21 protein-coding genes are annotated in these 17601 nt (G+C 67.3%); 10 read left to right on the forward strand and 11 right to left on the reverse strand.

Annotated elements, in window-relative coordinates; genetic code table 11:
- Nucleotides 1-2931 carry a helicase-related protein gene (locus FHD68_RS04205; protein WP_127898592.1) on the reverse strand — a complete coding sequence of 977 codons (2931 nt, stop codon included), beginning with the start codon at nt 2929-2931 and terminating at the stop codon, nt 1-3.
- A gap of 9 nt (nt 2932-2940) precedes the next feature.
- Nucleotides 2941-3438 carry a tetratricopeptide repeat protein gene (locus FHD68_RS04210; protein ID WP_244297755.1) on the reverse strand — a complete coding sequence of 166 codons (498 nt, stop codon included), beginning with the start codon at nt 3436-3438 and terminating at the stop codon, nt 2941-2943.
- Nucleotides 3439-3583: 145 nt separating this feature from the next.
- Between FHD68_RS04210 and FHD68_RS04215 the strand changes: the two genes are divergently transcribed.
- Together FHD68_RS04215 and FHD68_RS04220 are read left to right on the forward strand one after the other, a co-directional pair.
- Nucleotides 3584-3868, forward strand: a complete 285-nt coding sequence (locus FHD68_RS04215; RefSeq protein ID WP_042246766.1) for an SCP2 sterol-binding domain-containing protein — start codon at nt 3584-3586, stop codon at nt 3866-3868.
- Nucleotides 3869-3876: 8 nt separating this feature from the next.
- A complete protein-coding gene (locus tag FHD68_RS04220) occupies nt 3877-4815 on the forward strand; it encodes an alpha/beta fold hydrolase (protein ID WP_127898593.1) in 939 nt (312 codons plus the stop codon).
- A 37-nt stretch (nt 4816-4852) separates the two neighbouring features.
- On the opposite strand, the gene FHD68_RS04225 is transcribed toward FHD68_RS04220, so the two are convergent.
- The 6 genes from FHD68_RS04225 to alr form a co-directional block, all read right to left on the reverse strand.
- Nucleotides 4853-5782, reverse strand: coding sequence for a hemolysin family protein (locus FHD68_RS04225; RefSeq protein WP_084693645.1), 930 nt, complete (start codon nt 5780-5782; stop codon nt 4853-4855).
- Entirely contained in the window at nt 5779-6276 is a 498-nt protein-coding gene (gene ybeY / locus FHD68_RS04230) for an rRNA maturation RNase YbeY (protein WP_045983969.1), read from the reverse strand. Before ybeY ends, FHD68_RS04225 begins: the two co-directional genes overlap by 4 nt.
- Entirely contained in the window at nt 6269-7345 is a 1077-nt protein-coding gene (locus FHD68_RS04235; protein ID WP_127898594.1) for a PhoH family protein, read from the reverse strand. The genes ybeY and FHD68_RS04235 overlap by 8 nt, the downstream gene beginning before the upstream one ends.
- 135 nt (nt 7346-7480) lie before the next feature.
- A complete protein-coding gene (locus tag FHD68_RS04240) occupies nt 7481-8203 on the reverse strand; it encodes an ABC transporter ATP-binding protein (protein ID WP_127898595.1) in 723 nt (240 codons plus the stop codon).
- Entirely contained in the window at nt 8200-8958 is a 759-nt protein-coding gene (locus tag FHD68_RS04245) for an MlaE family ABC transporter permease (RefSeq protein WP_127898596.1), read from the reverse strand. Before FHD68_RS04245 ends, FHD68_RS04240 begins: the two co-directional genes overlap by 4 nt.
- Nucleotides 8955-9971 carry an alanine racemase gene (alr, locus tag FHD68_RS04250; protein ID WP_127898597.1) on the reverse strand — a complete coding sequence of 339 codons (1017 nt, stop codon included), beginning with the start codon at nt 9969-9971 and terminating at the stop codon, nt 8955-8957. Before alr ends, FHD68_RS04245 begins: the two co-directional genes overlap by 4 nt.
- A 170-nt stretch (nt 9972-10141) precedes the next feature.
- Here alr and FHD68_RS04255 point away from each other — a divergent pair, with 170 nt between their 5' ends.
- The 7 genes from FHD68_RS04255 (at nt 10142) to FHD68_RS04280 (ending at nt 15704) form a co-directional block, all read left to right on the forward strand.
- The gene (locus FHD68_RS04255) at nt 10142-11674 is read left to right on the forward strand and encodes an acyl-CoA carboxylase subunit beta (RefSeq protein ID WP_139085304.1); all 1533 of its coding nucleotides are present in this window, start codon (nt 10142-10144) and stop codon (nt 11672-11674) included.
- Nucleotides 11675-11879: 205 nt separating this feature from the next.
- Entirely contained in the window at nt 11880-12035 is a 156-nt protein-coding gene (locus tag FHD68_RS18915) for a hypothetical protein (protein WP_157001723.1), read from the forward strand.
- A gap of 87 nt (nt 12036-12122) precedes the next feature.
- Nucleotides 12123-12536: a hypothetical protein gene (locus FHD68_RS04260; RefSeq protein WP_045983965.1), complete on the forward strand. Its 414-nt coding sequence runs from the start codon at nt 12123-12125 to the stop codon at nt 12534-12536.
- Between the two features lie 127 nt (nt 12537-12663).
- Entirely contained in the window at nt 12664-12906 is a 243-nt protein-coding gene (locus FHD68_RS04265; protein ID WP_045999109.1) for a hypothetical protein, read from the forward strand.
- Between the two features lie 75 nt (nt 12907-12981).
- Nucleotides 12982-13194, forward strand: a complete 213-nt coding sequence (locus FHD68_RS04270; RefSeq protein ID WP_042246739.1) for a hypothetical protein — start codon at nt 12982-12984, stop codon at nt 13192-13194.
- 99 nt (nt 13195-13293) lie between these two features.
- A complete protein-coding gene (locus tag FHD68_RS04275; protein ID WP_127898599.1) occupies nt 13294-15339 on the forward strand; it encodes an acetyl-CoA carboxylase biotin carboxylase subunit in 2046 nt (681 codons plus the stop codon).
- Entirely contained in the window at nt 15336-15704 is a 369-nt protein-coding gene (locus tag FHD68_RS04280; protein ID WP_127898600.1) for a hypothetical protein, read from the forward strand. The genes FHD68_RS04275 and FHD68_RS04280 overlap by 4 nt, the downstream gene beginning before the upstream one ends.
- A gap of 10 nt (nt 15705-15714) precedes the next feature.
- Here the strand turns inward: FHD68_RS04280 and FHD68_RS04285 are convergent, their stop codons facing one another.
- Complete coding sequence (locus FHD68_RS04285) at nt 15715-16101, reverse strand: DUF4174 domain-containing protein (protein WP_127898601.1); 387 nt, start codon at nt 16099-16101, stop codon at nt 15715-15717.
- A gap of 47 nt (nt 16102-16148) precedes the next feature.
- Between FHD68_RS04285 and FHD68_RS04290 the strand changes: the two genes are divergently transcribed.
- Nucleotides 16149-16826: a hypothetical protein gene (locus FHD68_RS04290; protein WP_127898602.1), complete on the forward strand. Its 678-nt coding sequence runs from the start codon at nt 16149-16151 to the stop codon at nt 16824-16826.
- Here the strand turns inward: FHD68_RS04290 and FHD68_RS04295 are convergent.
- Nucleotides 16792-16983, reverse strand: coding sequence for a hypothetical protein (locus FHD68_RS04295; protein ID WP_045984253.1), 192 nt, complete (start codon nt 16981-16983; stop codon nt 16792-16794). The genes FHD68_RS04290 and FHD68_RS04295 overlap by 35 nt on opposite strands.
- Nucleotides 16984-17076: 93 nt before the next feature.
- On the reverse strand, nt 17077-17601 hold a 525-nt coding region (locus FHD68_RS04300), incomplete at its 5' end, for a DUF4174 domain-containing protein (protein ID WP_139085307.1).

The following is a 17601-nucleotide window of genomic DNA, read 5'->3' on the forward strand; positions in this document are numbered from 1 at the left end:
TCAGGTCTTGTCCTTCAGCTGGGCTAGGATCGCAAAGGGGCTGTCCGGATCGGCCTTCTTCTCGGGACGCGAGGAGAAGGTCTGGGGAGCCTGGTGCGACGGCTTGCCGCCCTTCTTGGGGCCACCGAACTTGCCGCTGGGCTTGCCGTTGCGATCGCGACGTTCGCCCTGTGGGCGATCCCCTGCCGGGGCCGCATCCTTGGACTGACCGTCGCGCGGGGCGCCATCGCGGCGCGGGCCGCGGCGCTGGCCCTGCGGGCGATCACCCTGGGGACGCTCGGCCTGGCCGCGGTCCCCCTGCGGGCGACGGTTGCCGCGCGGCTTGGGCGCCCATTTGAAGGTATAGAACACCTCCATCTCCGGGGGTGCGACCTCGGCGGCGGTCTCGGGCTCCGCGTCGACAGCATCGACCTCAGGGGCGTCCGCCTTCCGCTTTTCGGCTTGCTCGGCCTCCCACTTGGCGCGGGTCTCGGCGGCCAGGACCGATTCCTCCTCGGTCATCGGCGCGTCAGAGCCGTCAGCCTCGGGGGTGGACACGACGGCCGGGGTCTCGGTCGCCTTGACCTTGGCACGCTCGCCCCTGTCGGCAGAATAGCCCAGGCCCTGCATCAGGCCCGAAAACTGCTCCAGCGTCATGCCGGTGATCGACAGCATGTCGGTATTGGCCTCGAACCCGCCGCGGGTGTCCTGGGCGCGCAGCAGGTCGGCCAGCCGCTCCAGCATGTCGATGCGGATCGCCCGGTCGCCCGCGGGGCGATAGCCCGACAGCGCATAGACCTGATCGGGCACGACCGGCAGATGCGGGATGGTGACCAAACCTGGCGGCGGGCTTTCCGGGAATTCGGACAGCCCCTCGTGCAGCGACCACAGGACCAGACGCAGCCGCGTCGGCGCGGGCTTCAGCAGCGCGGGCAGGAAGATGGTGAACTGGCCAAAGCGGACGCCATGCTTGCGCAGCATGCCGCGCGATTCCTGGTCCAGTTCCTTGACCTCGGCGGCGATGCCGTCGCGGGGCAGAATCCCAAGCGCCTCGACCAGCCGGAAGGCAAAGCCGCGGGCCAGACCGGTCAGCGCCTCGTCCTTCTGCAAAGTCAGCAGCGGCTCGTACAGCGCGGCGATCTTGCGGTCGATGAAATGCTGGGCCCGGCGGCGGACCTTGTCGGCGATCTCGGGACCGGCATCCTCGTCGACGAAGACCTCGACGCCGGGAAGCAGCGGATCGGCGCCCTTAACCAGCTTGCCGACCGCCTGGCTGCCCCACATCAGGCCGCCCTGTTCGGTATAGTCCATCTCGGTGTCGGGCGCGTTGTAGAAACGGTCCGCACGCAGATGGAATTCGGGCTTGAGCGCGTCATAGCTGGCGCGGCTCAGCATCCTGGCCTCGTCCGCCGATGCGGTCTGGTCGGGGCGGAAGCGGAAGCCCTCCAGGCGGCCGGCGAATTCGCCCTCGACCGTCACTTCGCCCTTGTCATTCACTTCGGCCACCAGGCTCTCCTTCTGCTTGAGCCGGCGCAGAAGCACGGATGTGCGCCGGTCCACAAATCGTTGGGTCAGGGCCGCGTGCAGCGCGTCCGACAGGCGGTCTTCTACAGCGCGCGTTTCCCCGCGCCAATGCTTTTCGTCCGCCACCCAGCCCGTTCTTTGCGCGACATAGGTCCAGGTGCGGATATATGCCAACCGCTTCGAGATGGCGTCGATGTCGCCGGCGGTCCGGTCGATGCGTTCGATGGCCCGGCCAAGCCAATCCGCCGGGATATGTCCATCCTGCAGGAAACCGAAGATCCGCGCCAGCAAAGTCGCATGTTCCATGGTCGAGATTCCCCGGAAATCGGGCACCCGGCACACGTCCCAAAGCAGGCGCACGTCCTTGCCGCCGCGGATGCGGTCCTTGATCTCGGGAAAGTCGCGCAGGATCTTCAGCGTCGCCACGTCGTCGGCCTCGCGCCCGCGGGCCAGCAGCTCGTGGCCGGGGCCGGTCTCCAGGCTTTCCACCAGCCGGTCCATGCTGCCGAAATCCAGCTTGCCGTTGCGCCAGACCAGCCGGCTGATGGGGGCGAACCGATGGTTCTCCAGCGCGTCGATCAGTCCCTCGTCCAGGGGCTCGGCCTCTCCAGTGACGCCGAAGGTGCCGGATTCGGTGTGCCGCCCTGCCCGGCCTGCGATCTGGCCCATCTCGTGGGGGAAAAGCGGGCGGACCCGCTTGCCGTCGAACTTGTGCGTGGCGCTGAAGGTAACATGCTTGATGTCCAGGTTCAGACCCATGCCAATGGCGTCGGTGGCCACCAGATAGTCGACCTCGCCGTTCTGGTACATCTCGACCTGGGCATTGCGCGTGCGGGGCGACAGCGCCCCCATCACGACCGCGCAGCCCCCCTTCTGCCGACGGATCAGCTCGGCCATCGCATAGACGTCGTCGACGCTGAAGCCCACGATCGCGCTGCGTGGCGGCATCCGGGACAGCTTTTTCGATCCTGCCCATGACAGGGTCGAGAACCGCTCCTTGCGCTCGAACTGGGTTTCGGGAACCAGGGCCGCGATGGTCGGGCGCATGGTGCTGCTGCCCAGGAACAGCGTCTCGACAGTGCCGCGCATGTGCAGCAGTCGGTCGGTGAACACGTGCCCGCGTCCGGGATCGGCGCACAGTTGGATCTCGTCGATGGCCACGAAATCGGTGGCGATGTCGGGCATCGCCTCGGTGGTGGCGACCCAGTACTGGACGCGGTCGGGAACGATCCGCTCCTCTCCGGTGACCAGGGCCACGACCGAGGGGCCGCGCGCGGCCACGATCCGGTCATAGACCTCGCGCGCCAGCAGGCGCAGTGGCAGGCCGATCACCCCCGACCGGTGGTTCAGCATCCGCTGGATGGCGTAGTGGGTCTTGCCCGTATTGGTCGGGCCCAGGATGGCGGTGATCCGCCCGCGCGTCGTCATGTTCATGCCTTAGATATCGGTGCCGATGCGCTTGTGTTCCAGACGTGCCTGGCCATCGATGGCTTCCTGCTGGTGGGGATGGATCGCCAGGCTGGCGCGATAGGCCGCCAGGGCGCGGGCGTCGTCGCCCATCTCCTCCAGCATGGCGCCCAGCTGGGTCAGCGCCGCAAAGTGGCGCGGCTCCAGCTCCAGCGTGCGGCGCAGGTCGGCCAGCGCGGGCCCGAACTGACCTGCCGTCGCATAGGCCGCGGCCCGCGTCTGGAAGCCTGCCGCAAAGTCGGGGGCATGGTCGGTCAACGCGGTCAGATGACCGATGGCCGACGGGATGTCCCCCATGTCCAGCGCCGCCTCTCCCCGCTGCAGCAGCAGGTCCATCGCCGGGGATCCGGACCGCGACCATTCACGCAGGATGTCGCTTTCCGCGATGCGCCAGCCCTCGCCCTCGGGCTGGGCCAGGCGCGCGAAGGCGTCGTCCAGCCCCTGGCCCGCGGCCGCGATCGGTACCACGCTTGCAATAACCACGAAAATCGTCAGAACTTTGTGACGCAATGCCGTGACGGCAGAGTGGAAATTCAGGCGGACCGCGTTCATATGTCTGGTGTAGCCCAGGCCGCAGGTCTGGCGCCAGACAAAGCGCACCAGGAGACGTGAAATGAGCGAAGTCGTGACCAAGGCCGTCCAGAAGCTGGGCGAAAAGATCGACAGCTTCGATTCTGTCGCAAAGTTCGTCATCACCGGCGAAGGCGCGATCATGATCGACGAAGACGGCGTGCGCGCCGGCGACGAGGATGCCGAGGTGACCCTGACGGCCAGCCGCGAGACGTTCGAGGGCATCCTGAACGGCGACGTGAACCCTGCCACCGCCTTCATGATGGGCAAGCTGAAGATCGATGGCTCGATGGGCGTCGCGATGCAGCTGGGCCAGAAGCTGTCCTAAGCGCCCGCGTGCAACAGGCACCCTTCCATCAGCTTCCGGATGACCGGTCGCAGCCCGCCCGCGCCTTCTGGGCGCAGGCGGGCGATGGGGTCCGCCTGCGCATGGCGCATTGGCCCGCGGATGCGGCACGCGGCAGCGTACTGCTGTTCCCCGGGCGGACCGAATATATCGAGAAATACGCCCCTGTCGCCCATCGCATGATGGCCGAGGGTTACGACGTCCTGTCGATCGACTGGCGTGGTCAGGGCATGTCGGACCGCCTGCAGCCCAATCCCCGCCCCGGCCATATCCGCGATTTCGCGGATTACCAGCACGACGTGGTCGAGATGATCGTGGCGGCGGAACAGCTTGACCTGCCCCGGCCGTGGCATCTGCTGGCGCATTCGATGGGCGGCTGCATCGGGTTGGCCGCGCTGGAGGGCGGCATGGCCGTGCAGAGCGCGGTGTTCTCCGCGCCCATGTGGGGCATCAATCTTCGTCGGATGCAGCAGGGCGTGGCCTTGGGCATCGCATATCTGGCCGGACGCGTGGGGCGTGGCGGCCTGACGGCACCGGGCAGCGGCGGGGCGGCGACCACCTATCCTCTGGACGAAAGCTTCAACGCCAACCTTCTGACCAGCAATGGTGACGAATGGGCGCGGCTGGTGCGCGAGGCCGTGGCCTGGCCCGACCTGACCATCGGCGGCGCCACCTTCGATTGGGTTGGCAGGGCACTGAACGAATGCGCCCGCCTGTCGCGCATTCCATCGCCCGACATGCCGATGCTGGTGTCTGTCGGCAGCGAGGAAAAGGTCGTGTCGCCGCAGGCCATCCGGGACCGTGCCGCACGCTGGCCGCAATCGGAGCTGCTGACCATTCCGGGGGCCAAGCACGAAATCCTGATGGAAACGGATGCGCTGCGCGACCTGTTCTACGAGGCGATGCTGGCCCGGTTCGAGGCCAGCTGACGCGACACGGACCGGGGGCGGTACGCCCCCCGCCCCGTCAGGACTGGGCGCTTTTCCGATCGGACGGCGTGCTGATGCTGGGCATGCGCAGGCGGATCCGCTTCAGGCGACGGGGATCGGCATCCACGACCTCGAACTCGGCGCCCGAGGGATGGGCGATCACCTCTCCACGCAGCGGCACGCGCCCCGCCAGCATGAAGATCAGACCGCCAAGCGTGTCGATATCCTCGTCCTCGTCGCCGATCAAGCGCAGGCCGGTCTCAGCCTCGACATCGTCCAGCGCGGCACGGGCCTGGATCAGCCACTGGCCGGTCTTCTCATGCACCCACAAGCCGCCCTCGACCTCGTCATGCTCATCCTCGATCTCGCCGATCACCTGTTCGATCAGGTCCTCGATGGTGACCAACCCGTCGACGCCCCCGTATTCGTCGATGACCAGCGCCATGTGGATGCGCTTGGTCTGCATCTGCTGCAGCAGCACCCCGATGGGCATCGAGGGCGGAACGTACAGCAACGGCCGCAGCATCGGGCGCATGGTAAATTTGCCCCCCGCACCGAACCCGTGCTTCAGCGCCAGGTCCTTGAGATGGATCAGGCCAAGCGGGCTGTCCAGCGTGCCGCGAAAGACCGGCATCCGTGAAAACCCGTGCTCACGGAACATCTCGACCAGATCCTCCAGCGACAGGTTCGCGGGGGCGGCCACGATCTCGACCTTGGGGATGGCGACGTCATCGACTCGCATGCGGCGCAGATTGACCAAGCCGGGGGTGCCCACGACATGGCGGTCCTGATGATCGTCGTCCGCGCCGCTTTCGGACCCTGTCAGGGCCGACAGCACGCGGCCAAAGAATCCTTTGCCATTACCGGCCTCCTTCTCCTCGGTGGCGCCACCGTCGACGGCGATCGCCGTGACCTCCTCGATGGCCGGCTGAGGAGCGGGCTCGGATAATCGGCTTTCGGAATTCATCGGTCTTTCTCCTGGTAAGGGTCTGGAATGCCAAGCCGGGACAGGATGGCGCGCTCGGTCGCCTCCATCAGTTCGGCATCGGGATCGTTTAGATGGTCGTAACCCAGCAGATGCAGGGTCGCATGGACCAGCAGGTGCTGGACGTGATGGTCGAAGGGCTTGCCCTGATCCTCGGCCTCGGCCGCGCAGGTATCATAGGCGATCGCGATGTCGCCCAGTTCCTCCTCGTCCGGCATCTCGGGCGCCTGACCGGGATCATGCGGCAGATGCTCGACCGACGGCCATGACAGCACGTTCGTGGCCCGGGGCTTGCCGCGGAAATCGGCGTTCAGCGCGGCGATGCGGGCGTCGTCGCAGCCCATGACGACCACCTCCCCGCCCAAGCGGTGGTGGTCCAGCGCGGCAGTGACGGCAAGGGCCGCCAGGTCCTCAAGACCGGCGGCCTGCCATCGGTCATCCTCGATGACGCAGTCGACGGAAATCTCGTCAGGCATCTTTTCTGAATGCGCGGCGGGGAACGTACTGGCCGCGCGGCTCCTCTGTTTCACCGCGGGCAAGGGCGGCGTTGTCCTCGACCTCATACGCCTTGATGATGCGCGCGACAAGCGGGTGGCGCACGACGTCATCGGCGGTGAAATAGCTGAAGCTGATGCCCTTGACGTCCTTCAGGATGCGCTCGGCGTCCATCAGACCCGACATCATGCCGCGCGGCAGGTCGATCTGGGTGCGGTCGCCGGTAATGACCATCCGCGAGCCTTCGCCAAGACGGGTCAGGAACATCTTCATCTGCATGCTGCTGGCGTTCTGAGCCTCGTCCAGCACGACGAAGGCGCGCGACAGGGTGCGCCCGCGCATGAAGGCCAGGGGCGCGATCTCGATGCGCTTCTCCTCCATCAGCTTCTGCATCTGCTTTCCGGGAAGAAAGTCGTTTAGCGCGTCGTAGAGCGGCTGCATGTACGGATCGACCTTCTCCTTCATGTCGCCCGGCAGGAAGCCCAACCGCTCCCCGGCCTCGACGGCGGGGCGCGACAGGATGATCTTGTCGACATGGCCGCCGATCAGCATCGTCACACCCACGGCCACCGCCAGATAGGTCTTGCCGGTGCCCGCAGGCCCGATGCCAAAGGCCAGCTCGTTCTGGAACAGCGACCGGACATACGATTTCTGCGCATCCGTGCGCGGCTCGACCGACTTCTTGCGGGTTCGCAGTTCGTAGTTGCCCTGCGCGAACATCTCCAGCTGTTCGGCCGGGGTCACGTCGGTGGCGGGTTCGACCCCCATGCGCAATGCGGCCTCGACCTCGTCGGGGCCGACGGGGCGGTGCTGTTCTAGCCGCGCATATAGGCCACGAAGCAGGTTCGCGGCCTCGGACTGGGCCTCGGGGCCGCCGACCACGGCAATCTGGTTGCCGCGACGCAAGATATGGACGCCAAGTGCCTCCTCGATCCGGGCCAGATGGCGGTCGTTGGGACCGCACAGGTCGATCAACAGCCGGTTGTCGGGGAATTCAAGCAGGGTTTCGGCAGAAGCCGCGGTGACGGGTGGCGTCGGGGTCAGGCCCAAATGTCTCTCCTGGTCAATCTGGTCGGTCCATGGTGGCAAGCCAGTCGGATTCGCACAAGTTCATGTTCGTGGTAAATTGGGCGCAACTGCCCCCGTTTGTGGCAGAACGGCCAAGCATGTGCAAAAGTTGCATCCTTATCGCGCATGATCACTGACCCCGGCAGACGGGATTCCCAGAAAACCGGCCAAGGCGGGCGCGCGGTCCATGTCCGCCACCGGGCCGTCATGCGCGATGCGACCATCCGCCAACAGCGCGACACGGTCGCCGATGATCCGGCAGCTGGCCATGTCATGCGTGATGGTGATCGCGGTGGCCCCTGTTTCGGTCACGATGCCGCGGATCAGCGCATCGATGGCCCGCGCGCGGATCGGGTCCAACCCGGTAGTCGGTTCGTCGAAGAAGATCACCGCCGGGTCGTCGGCAATGGCGCGGGCCAGGCCGACGCGCTTGGCCATGCCGCCCGACAGCTGCGCGGGCATCAGGTCGGCGATGTCCGAAGCCAGCCCCACGCGCGCCAGCTTGTCCAGCGCGATAGCGCGGGCGCGGCGGTCGTCCATCCGCTGGCGCAGGCGGAAGGCGACGTTCTGCCAGACCGACAGGCTGTCGAACAGGGCCGCCCCCTGAAACAGCATCCCGAACCGCGCCATGAAGCGTGCCCGGTCCAGCGGCTGGCCGTTCCACAGCACCTGCCCCGCATCGGGGCGTTCCAGCCCCAGGATGCATTTCAGCAGGACCGACTTGCCGGTGCCGGACTGGCCGATCACGCACAGGCTCTCGCCCGTGGCGACGCTCAGATCGACGCTGTCGAGGACCCGCTTGGCGCCAAAGGATTTGCTGAGGCCGAAGGTCCGGATCATTCGAAGAACAGCCCGGTCAGCGCAAAGTTCGCAGCCAGGATGCCGACGGCGGCGGCGACGACCGCATTGGTCGTGGCCCGTCCGACGCCTGCCGCGCCGCGCCCCGACCGCATGCCGAACCAGCATCCCGACAACGCGATGACCAGTCCGAAGACCGCCCCCTTGATCAGGCCAGAGGTAACGTCCCACGGCTCCAGATATGCCCAGCTGTTCGCGATGTAGCTGGCCGAATTGAACCCAAGCGACGTCGTGCCCACCAGCCAGCCGCCCATGATGCCGATGATGTCGCCCGTGGCCACCAGCACCGGCATGCACAGGATCGCCGCCCACAGCCGGGGCGTGACCAGCCAGCGGACCGGGTCGGTCGACAGAGTCACCAACGCGTCGATCTGTTCGGTGACGCGCATGGTCCCGATCTCGGCGGCGATGCTGCTGGCGACGCGGGCGGCGACCATCAGGCCGCCCAGGACGGGCCCCAGTTCGCGAACCATGCCGATGGCCACGATTGCCGGGACGACGTCGCCGGCCTGAAACCGCTCTCCGCCCGAATGGATCTGCAGGGCCAGCGCCGCCCCGGTGAACAACGCCGTCAGCCCTACGACCGGCAGCGACAGCCAGCCGATCTGCATCACCTGGCGCACGATTGCACGGGGTGTCCCGAACCCCGACAGCCCCCGCATCGCGAACAGCGCCACCGCCCCGATGGTCCGGGTGGCGCGCAGGGCGGGTCGTCCGATCGCCCGGATGGGCGTCACAGATAGGTCCGCTGGTAGCGCAGCCCAAGCGAGGTCAGCACCTCGTATCCGATGGTGCCGGCGATGTCGGCCAGACGGTCGATGGGTTGATGCGCGCAGATCAGGTCAAGCCGGTCTGGCACCGCATCCAGATCGCTGACGTCCACCGTGATCAGGTCCATCGACACGCGCCCGACGACCGGACAGGCCACATCGGCGGCGAACAGCTGCGCACCCTTACCCGACAGCGAACGCAGGATGCCGTCGGCATAGCCCGCATCGACGGTGGCGATGCGACAGTCGCGCGGCGCGTGCCAACTGGCGCCATAACCGACCATCTCTCCCCTCCGCACGTCACGGGTCTGGATCACGCGCAGTGACAGTGTGACGACGCCGCGGGCCTGCGCAAAGGGCAGCCCGCCGTACAGACCCACGCCGGGGCGCACCATGTCGAAATGGTAATCCGGTCCCAGCAGGATCCCCCCGGTCGCGGCCAGCGACCGCGGCACGTCACAGCCATCGGTCATTGCGCGGAACGCGGACAGCTGCGCCGCATTGGCGGGGTGGTCGGGCTCGTCCGCGCAGGCCAGGTGCGACATGATGAAGGCCGGTCCGGCGGCCAGCGCCTCGTCCCGGATGGCGCCCCATTCAGCGGCCTCCATGCCAAGGCGGTTCATCCCGGTGTCCAGCTGGATGGCGAAGGGCTGACCGGGGCGCATGGCGCGATCACGAAAGAACTGCGCAGGGCTGTTCAGGACCGGGGTCAGCCCGGTCAGGTCCGCACCCTCCATGTTCCCCGACAGCACGTTGATGCGCGCGTCCTGCGGCAGCAGCGGCCGGATCGCCCGTCCCTCATGCGCCAGGGCCACGAAGAAATCGCGCACGCCGGCGGCATAGAGGGCCGGGGCGACGCGGTCGGCGCCCAGGCCATAGGCGTCAGCTTTGACCACGGCGGCGGCACGCGCGCCGGGGGCCAGTGCGGCCAGTGCCGCGTGATTGGCCACGATGGCCGCGATGTCGATCTGCAATCCCATATGCGTGGCTTGCCCCCCTGCCCGGCCCGCGTCAAGAGGCTGCCGCAGCATGTGTTTGCACATATGCAATTAGCATGAACATTCGCTTCTATATTTTGCAAATTCCCCCGAATTGTCTTTGCTGCACCTGCATCGCAGTCTAGCCTAGGGCACCGGATCAGGAGGGCGCGATGAAGGACATTCTGCAGCAGCTGGAAGAACGCCGACAGCAGGCCCGGCTTGGCGGCGGCCAGCGGCGCATCGACGCCCAGCACGCCCGCGGCAAGCTGACCGCCCGCGAACGCATCGACCTGCTGCTGGACGAGGACAGCCTCGAGGAGTTCGACATGTTCGTCGCCCATCGCAGCACCGATTTCGGCATGCAGGACGACCGCCCGGCAGGCGACGGGGTGGTGACCGGATGGGGCACCATCAACGGCCGCATGGTCTATGTCTTCTCTCAGGACTTCACCGTCTTCGGCGGATCGCTGTCGGAAACTCATGCCCAGAAGATCTGCAAGATCATGGACATGGCGATGCAGAACGGCGCGCCGGTGATCGGGCTGAACGATTCGGGGGGCGCGCGCATCCAGGAGGGCGTGGCCAGCCTTGCGGGTTATGCCGACGTGTTCCAGCGCAACGTGCTGGCATCGGGCGTCGTGCCGCAGATCAGCGTGATCATGGGCCCCTGTGCGGGTGGCGCGGTCTATTCGCCCGCGATGACCGACTTCATCTTCATGGTGCGCGACACGTCCTACATGTTCGTGACCGGGCCCGACGTGGTCAAGACGGTCACGAACGAGGTCGTGACCGCCGAACAGCTGGGCGGTGCGTCCACGCATACCCGGAAATCCTCCGTCGCGGACGGCGCGTTCCAAGACGACGTCGAGGCGCTGTCGGAGATCCGCCGGCTGTTCGACTTCCTGCCGCTGAACAACCGCGAAAAGGCCCCGACCCGGCCCTTCTTCGACGACCCCGCGCGGATCGAGCCCAGCCTGGACACCCTGATCCCCGACAACCCGAACCAGCCCTATGACATGAAGGAGCTGATCGCCAAGGTCGCGGACGAGGGCGATTTCTACGAGATCCAGAAGGATTTCGCGGGCAACATCATCATCGGCTTCATCCGCATCGAGGGACAAACGGTGGGGGTCGTCGCCAACCAGCCGATGGTGCTGGCCGGTTGCCTGGACATCGACAGCTCGCGCAAGGCCGCGCGCTTCGTGCGGTTCTGCGACGCGTTCGAAATCCCGATCCTGACGCTGGTCGACGTTCCGGGCTTTCTGCCGGGGACCGGCCAGGAATATGGCGGCGTCATCAAGCATGGGGCAAAGCTGCTGTTCGCCTATGGCGAGGCGACGGTGCCCAAGGTCACGGTCATCACCCGCAAGGCCTATGGCGGCGCCTATGACGTGATGGCGTCGAAGCATCTGCGCGGCGATTTCAATTATGCCTGGCCCACCGCCGAGATCGCGGTGATGGGCGTCAAGGGCGCGGTCGAGATCCTGTATCGCAGCGAACTGGGCGATGCCGACAAGATCGCCGCCCGCACCAAGGATTACGAGGACCGCTTTGCCAACCCCTTCGTGGCCGCTGAAAAGGGCTTTATCGACGAGGTGATCCAGCCCCGGTCGACGCGTCGCCGGGTGGCCCGCGCCTTTGCCAGCCTGCGCGGCAAGCGGCTGACGAACCCGTGGAAAAAGCACGACAACATTCCGCTGTGACTGACGGGGACGGGCGCGCGATGCACAAGGTCGTGAATGATGCAGCCGGGCCACAGGGGGGCGGCGCTTTGGCGCCCGCCCTCCTGCGTCCCTGTCTGATCGCGGCGGGCTTCTCTATCATGCCGCGCAGGCCGGCAGATCAACAAGCCGACCACAACCCGAGCAGCCGGGCGCAACACCGCCCGCCCTACAGGAGCATGTTTCCATGTCGAAAAAGATCATCCTCGGCCTCGTGCTGGTTTCCGCCTTCGCCGCGTGCCAGCGCCAGCAGCCTGCCGACGTCTATGTCCCGACCGCCCCGGCCGCACCCATGGTCAACCCCGTCACGACCGAGCCTGTCTACAACAGCAAATTCGGCTAAGACGAGACGTCCGACAATTGCGCGCGGGCGGCCAGCCTGCCCGTGCGCAGCGATCCGGCCCGCGCGCCCCAGCACAGGGGCCCTGCCATGCTGAAGCATCGCGGCTTTCCCGGGCGTCTGCCCGGCACCGATTTCCAATTCGTCATCCGGCGCGAGAATCGCAAGAAGGGCGCAACGCCCATCACGCGCCGCGAGCGGTTCAAGGACCGCAGGCCCGCCGACAAGCGCGCCGATGCGGGCTTTCTTTCGGCGCTGATCGCGCATTTCGGCGACGAACCCTTTCCCCGCGGCAATCTTGATGCCGGTCGGCTGTCCTGGCTGATCGGCCGCGAGGTCAAGCCGGTGGGCCAGTTCGACCCTGCCGATTACGACCAATTGCTGCAGGTCGACATGGCCGAGGCGGAGGCCGCCTTCCCCGAGCTGTTCGTCAAGGATGCTCCCCAGGAGTTCGACTGGGACGACCAGGACGGCTGGGACGACGACGAGGCCGACGACGACTGATGCGCAGGTTGATGCTGAACCCCTTGAAGTCACACGCATGTCAGTTTGACGCAGGCATCAGCTATGCGATAGCCCCTTACCACCTCCCATCGGCCCCCGACGGGCCCATTACGACAGGTTTCCTATCATGCAGAAATTCTTCTCGCTTCGCGTTGCCGGCCTGGCCCTGGTTGCCGCCGGTCTTTCGGCTTGCGCCCCCGGCTATCAGGGCGGCGGCATCTCGCCCGACGCGCAGCGCGCCGCAGGCGGTGCCGTTGCCGGTGCCGTCATCGCGAAGGCCCTGGACGAAGACCTGGCAACCGGCGCCGCGATCGGTGCCGTCGGCGGCGCGCTGTGCGACGACGCCGGTGTCTGCCAGCGTCGTTACTGATCGCTGCGGCAACCTCTCACCCTATCGGCAGCTCGCGCCTGACGCGGCTGCCGCCCAACCCACGGGATCTTCACCATGTCCAAATTCCTTGCCATCGCTGCCCTGGTCGGCACCACGGCCATCGCCGGCTGCACCCAAGGCATCAACCCGACCGACACTGACCGCGCGCTCATCGGCGCCGGCGTCGGCGCGACCGTCGCATCGGTCGGCGGCACCAACGTCGTCAAGGGCGCGGCCATCGGCGGCGCGGCTGGCGCGCTGTGCAACGACTTCCGTCTGTGCCAGTGACCTGCTGATCGGCGCGCCCGGCGCGCCGACCGTCTGCAAAGCCGTCCGGAGCCCTGCGCTTCGGGCGGCTTTTTCACGTTCCGTCCTGGGGGGGAGCCCATGTTCAAGAAGATCCTGATCGCCAACCGGGGCGAGATCGCCTGCCGTGTCATCAAGACCGCCCGCAAGATGGGCATCGCCACCGTCGCCGTCTATTCCGACGCCGACCGCCATGCGCTGCATGTGCGCATGGCGGACGAGGCCGTCCATATCGGCCCGGCCCCCGCCAACCAGTCCTATATCGTGATCGACAAGATCATGGATGCGATCCGCCGGACCGGCGTTGAGGCCGTCCATCCCGGATACGGCTTCCTGTCCGAGAACATGAAATTCGCAGAGGCGCTGGAGGCCGAGGGCGTCGTCTTCATCGGCCCCCCGTCCGGCGCGATCGAGCAGATGGGCGACAAGATCACCTCGAAGAAGCTGGCGCAGGCCGCGGGGGTCAGCACGGTTCCGGGACACATGGGCCTGATCGCGGACGCGGACGAGGCCGCGGCCATCAGTGCCCAGATCGGCTATCCGGTGATGATCAAGGCCAGCGCGGGCGGCGGCGGCAAGGGCATGCGCATCGCCTGGTCCGACGAGGAGGCGCGCGAGGGTTTCCAGTCCTCCAGAAACGAGGCCGCCAACAGCTTTGGCGACGACCGGATCTTCATCGAGAAATTCGTGACGCAGCCGCGCCACATCGAGATCCAGGTCCTGGCCGATCAGCACGGCAACGCAGTCTATCTGCACGAGCGCGAATGCTCGATCCAGCGCCGCAACCAGAAGGTCATCGAGGAGGCGCCGTCGCCGTTCCTGGACGAGGCCACCCGCGCGGCGATGGGTCAGCAGGCCGTGGCCCTGGCCAAGGCCGTCGGATACACCAGCGCGGGCACGGTCGAATTCATCGTCGACGGAAGCCGCAACTTCTATTTCCTGGAGATGAACACCCGCCTGCAGGTGGAACACCCTGTGACCGAGCTGATCACCGGCGTCGACCTGGTCGAGCAGATGATCCGCGTCGCGGCCGGAGAGCCGCTGCCCTTCGCGCAGTCCGACTTGACGATCACCGGGTGGGCGATGGAGAGCCGGCTGTACGCCGAGGACCCCTATCGCGGTTTTCTGCCTTCCATCGGGCGCCTGACCCGCTATCGCCCGCCGGTCGAGGTGGCCGCAGGGCCGATGCTGACCGGGGGCAAGTGGCTGGCCCATGGCGCGCCGACGGGTGCGGCCGCGGTCAGGAACGACACCGGCGTCTATGAGGGCGGCGAGATCAGCATGTTCTATGACCCGATGATCGCCAAGCTGTGCACCTGGGCCCCGACCCGCGGCGAGGCGATCGAGGCCATGCGCACCGCGCTGGACGCCTTCGAGGTCGAGGGAATCGGGCATAACCTGCCCTTCCTGTCGGCGGTGATGGATCACCCGAAATTCGTCGCGGGCGACATCACCACCGCCTTCATCGCCGAGGAGTATCCCGACGGGTTCCACGGCGCGGCCCTGCCCGAGGACGAGATGCTCCGCATCGCTGCCGCCGCCGCCGCCATGCACCGCGTGGCCGAGATCCGGCGCACCCGTATCAGCGGCCGCCTGAACAACCACGAACGCCATGTGGGCGACGATTGGGTGGTGTTCGCGGACAAGCAGGACTGGTCCGTCCGCATCACCGCCGATGCCCATGGTGCCGACGTCGCCATCGCGGGGCGCACGATCCGGGTCGAGGGTGATTGGCGCCCCGGCCAGTCGCTGGCGCGGCTGGAGGTGGACGGACGCCCCCTGGTGCTGAAGGTGGACAAGATCGCCGCCGGGCTGCGCCTGCGTGCGCGCGGGGCTGACCTGCGCGTGCATGTGCGTCGGCCCCGTGCGGCGGAGCTGGCACGGCTGATGCCCGAAAAACTTCCGCCCGACACGTCCAAGTTCCTGCTGTGCCCGATGCCCGGCCTGATCGTGACGATCAATGTCGCCCAGGGGGACGAGGTTCAGGAGGGTCAGGCGCTGGCCACCGTCGAGGCCATGAAGATGGAGAACATCCTGCGCGCCGAACGCCGGGGCATCGTGAAATCCGTCAATGCCGCGCCGGGCGAAAGCCTGAAGGTCGACGACGTGATCATGGAGTTCGAATGATCCCCGCCCTGCCCGCCTATCTGCTGTCGGCCGGACTTGGGCTGGCGGGCGCGGCGGGCATCCTGTCGGCGGTGGCGGCGCAGACCGTGCCCTTGCTCGGCACGCAGGTGCCGCTGGCCTATCTGCTGCCGCCGATCGTCGGGCTGGCGTTCTTCCAGCTGGTTTTCGGGGCATGCACCGGACGCTGGCGCGGGTGGCGGTTCTGGGCGGCGGCCATCCCGCTGTCGGCGGTCATCTGGGGCGCGGCATTGATGGCGCTGCTGGGCGGTCATGCGTCGTGGCAGGCCGCGCTTGGCGTGGCGGCTTTCGGTCATGTCGCCGCAGGTCTGGCGGCGCTGTCGCTGACACGGGGGCGCGTGGCATGATGCGCGGGCGCTATCGCATCTCCTGCTGGCGCATCGGCATGCTGTCGATCAGGGACAGGATGTCCTCTGCCGCGACGGGCCTGGCCGACCGCATCTTGATCCCGCCATCCTTGCCGATCAGCAGAACCTGGAACCCCTGCCCATCGCGCAGTGCGTCTGCACCGGGTCCGTCGGTCAGGATGACCACCTCGCGTTCTGCCAACTGCTCCGCATGTGCCTGCAGGTCTGCGATCTGCCGTGCGACCTGCGCCTCGGGTCCAAGGACAACGACAGGGCGCGCCTGCCAACGCAGTGCGGCAAGCGTGTCCGCCTGCAGCGGCGCGGGGCCGCGGGCAGTGTCGGCGGGTGCCATGGCAGGCCACAGGGCCAAGACGGTAGACAGGCAGAATCGGTGCATGATCGCTCCTTCCGAAACAGGACGCGCATGGCGCGAGACAGGTTCCCATGGCTCCGCTTGACCAATGGCTCAGCCCGCAGCTGCAGCAGGCGGTCGTCACCGGCCTTTTCGTGGCCATCGGTTGGATCGTCGTCGCGTCCCAGACCCGCCGCCGCGACGCCACGCTGCGCCGCGCGCGCGAGACCGACCTGCAGCGCGCCCTGCTGGCAGAGATCCGGGCGCATGTCTTTGCCTTGGAGCAGCAGGTGCCGTCGCCGCAGGACGCGGCCCTGCTGGTGTCGCGCATCGAGTCGGGAGATTTCGTGCCGACCCTGCCGCAGCAGGCCAACGACCGCATCTTTGCGGCCGTGATTTCCGACATACACATCCTGCCCGCGCCGGTCATCGACCCGATCGTGCTCTACTATCGGCTGTTGTCGATCATGGGCGCGCTGGCCACGGACCTGCGCCGGATCGCCCGCAGCGACGGCAAGCGGGCGGCGCAGATGATGGCCGATTACCTGGAGCTGATGGAGGAAACCCGCGATACCGGCCTGCAGGCGATGCGGGTGCTGACCGAATGCCTGCGCGGCGGCGCCGAAGCGGTCGAGGCGATGCTGGACGAGGACGAGGCGCAGGCCGCGGCACAGATCGGTGCGCGCCTGCCGCAGGAACTGGCGCAGATGCGCGAGCGTCTGTCGGCGACCGAGGTCAGTAACCTATCTTCGGACCCGAGAGGCCGGTGATGGGACGCAATCCGATGGCGCGCACGATTTCGTTCGCACGGCTGACGGCGGTCGGTTTCGGCTTGGCTTCGCTGCGCAGCACGGGTGCGTCGGGTCGGGCGGACGCCTTGGGCGCGCGCGGTTGCGACAGGCTGCGGTCGGAACGCGAATTGGCCATGATCAACCCTCCTGCTGATCCGGCAACCGTGCCGGATACCGGTCATGATATAGGGAACGCGCCGCAAATCCACAAGTTTCGCGGCACTGCGCCTTATCGCATCACGCTGCCGCGCCCGATCTCCTGCCGGCGCAGGGGCAGACGGTCGATGGCGCGGCCGATCTCTCTGGCATCCCATGGGACGGGGCGGCGGATCTTGACCTGTCCGTCCTTGTCGATCAGCACCAGCGAGAACCCCTGCGGGCGCAGCTGCTGTCGCCACGTGCTGTTGGCCGACGGGTCACTGTCGAGGACAAGCACCACGTCGCGCGACGCCAGCGCCCGACCGTCACGGCGCAGCGATGCCACCTGGTCGACAAAGGCCGGGTCGTCCGCAGTGTCGGCAAAGATCACCACGGGGCGCGCCGTCCACAGGAACTGGTCCGGGTCGACCGTAGCGGCGTCCAGCACCTGCGGAGAGCCGTCGTCCAGGGGGGACGCGTCCGGCAGCGGGTCGGGCTCGACGCGCTGCGCGACCGGCGGCAGACGAGCAGGGTTGCGTTGCGGCACCGTGTCGCGCGGCTGCGTCGCGGCCGTCGCCCCGTCCGGTGTCCGCACGGAGGCGCCATCCGGCGGGGG

This window comes from Paracoccus marcusii (genome assembly GCF_006151785.1).
GTDB lineage: Bacteria > Pseudomonadota > Alphaproteobacteria > Rhodobacterales > Rhodobacteraceae > Paracoccus > Paracoccus marcusii.

Excerpts from the sequence above, each read along its gene's own strand:
- FHD68_RS04205 (WP_127898592.1), bottom strand. The coding sequence starts at position 2,931 with ATGACGACGCGCGGGCGGATCACCGCCATCCTGGGCCCGACCAATACG.
- FHD68_RS04215 (WP_042246766.1), top strand. The coding sequence starts at position 3,584 with ATGAGCGAAGTCGTGACCAAGGCCGTCCAGAAGCTGGGCGAAAAGATC.
- FHD68_RS04225 (WP_084693645.1), bottom strand. The coding sequence starts at position 5,782 with ATGAATTCCGAAAGCCGATTATCCGAGCCCGCTCCTCAGCCGGCCATC.
- ybeY (WP_045983969.1), bottom strand. The coding sequence starts at position 6,276 with ATGCCTGACGAGATTTCCGTCGACTGCGTCATCGAGGATGACCGATGG.
- FHD68_RS04240 (WP_127898595.1), bottom strand. The coding sequence starts at position 8,203 with ATGATCCGGACCTTCGGCCTCAGCAAATCCTTTGGCGCCAAGCGGGTC.
- alr (WP_127898597.1), bottom strand. The coding sequence starts at position 9,971 with ATGGGATTGCAGATCGACATCGCGGCCATCGTGGCCAATCACGCGGCA.
- FHD68_RS04255 (WP_139085304.1), top strand. The coding sequence starts at position 10,142 with ATGAAGGACATTCTGCAGCAGCTGGAAGAACGCCGACAGCAGGCCCGG.
- FHD68_RS18915 (WP_157001723.1), top strand. The coding sequence starts at position 11,880 with ATGTCGAAAAAGATCATCCTCGGCCTCGTGCTGGTTTCCGCCTTCGCC.
- FHD68_RS04260 (WP_045983965.1), top strand. The coding sequence starts at position 12,123 with ATGCTGAAGCATCGCGGCTTTCCCGGGCGTCTGCCCGGCACCGATTTC.
- FHD68_RS04265 (WP_045999109.1), top strand. The coding sequence starts at position 12,664 with ATGCAGAAATTCTTCTCGCTTCGCGTTGCCGGCCTGGCCCTGGTTGCC.
- FHD68_RS04270 (WP_042246739.1), top strand. The coding sequence starts at position 12,982 with ATGTCCAAATTCCTTGCCATCGCTGCCCTGGTCGGCACCACGGCCATC.
- FHD68_RS04275 (WP_127898599.1), top strand. The coding sequence starts at position 13,294 with ATGTTCAAGAAGATCCTGATCGCCAACCGGGGCGAGATCGCCTGCCGT.
- FHD68_RS04280 (WP_127898600.1), top strand. The coding sequence starts at position 15,336 with ATGATCCCCGCCCTGCCCGCCTATCTGCTGTCGGCCGGACTTGGGCTG.
- FHD68_RS04285 (WP_127898601.1), bottom strand. The coding sequence starts at position 16,101 with ATGCACCGATTCTGCCTGTCTACCGTCTTGGCCCTGTGGCCTGCCATG.
- FHD68_RS04290 (WP_127898602.1), top strand. The coding sequence starts at position 16,149 with ATGGCTCCGCTTGACCAATGGCTCAGCCCGCAGCTGCAGCAGGCGGTC.
- FHD68_RS04295 (WP_045984253.1), bottom strand. The coding sequence starts at position 16,983 with ATGGCCAATTCGCGTTCCGACCGCAGCCTGTCGCAACCGCGCGCGCCC.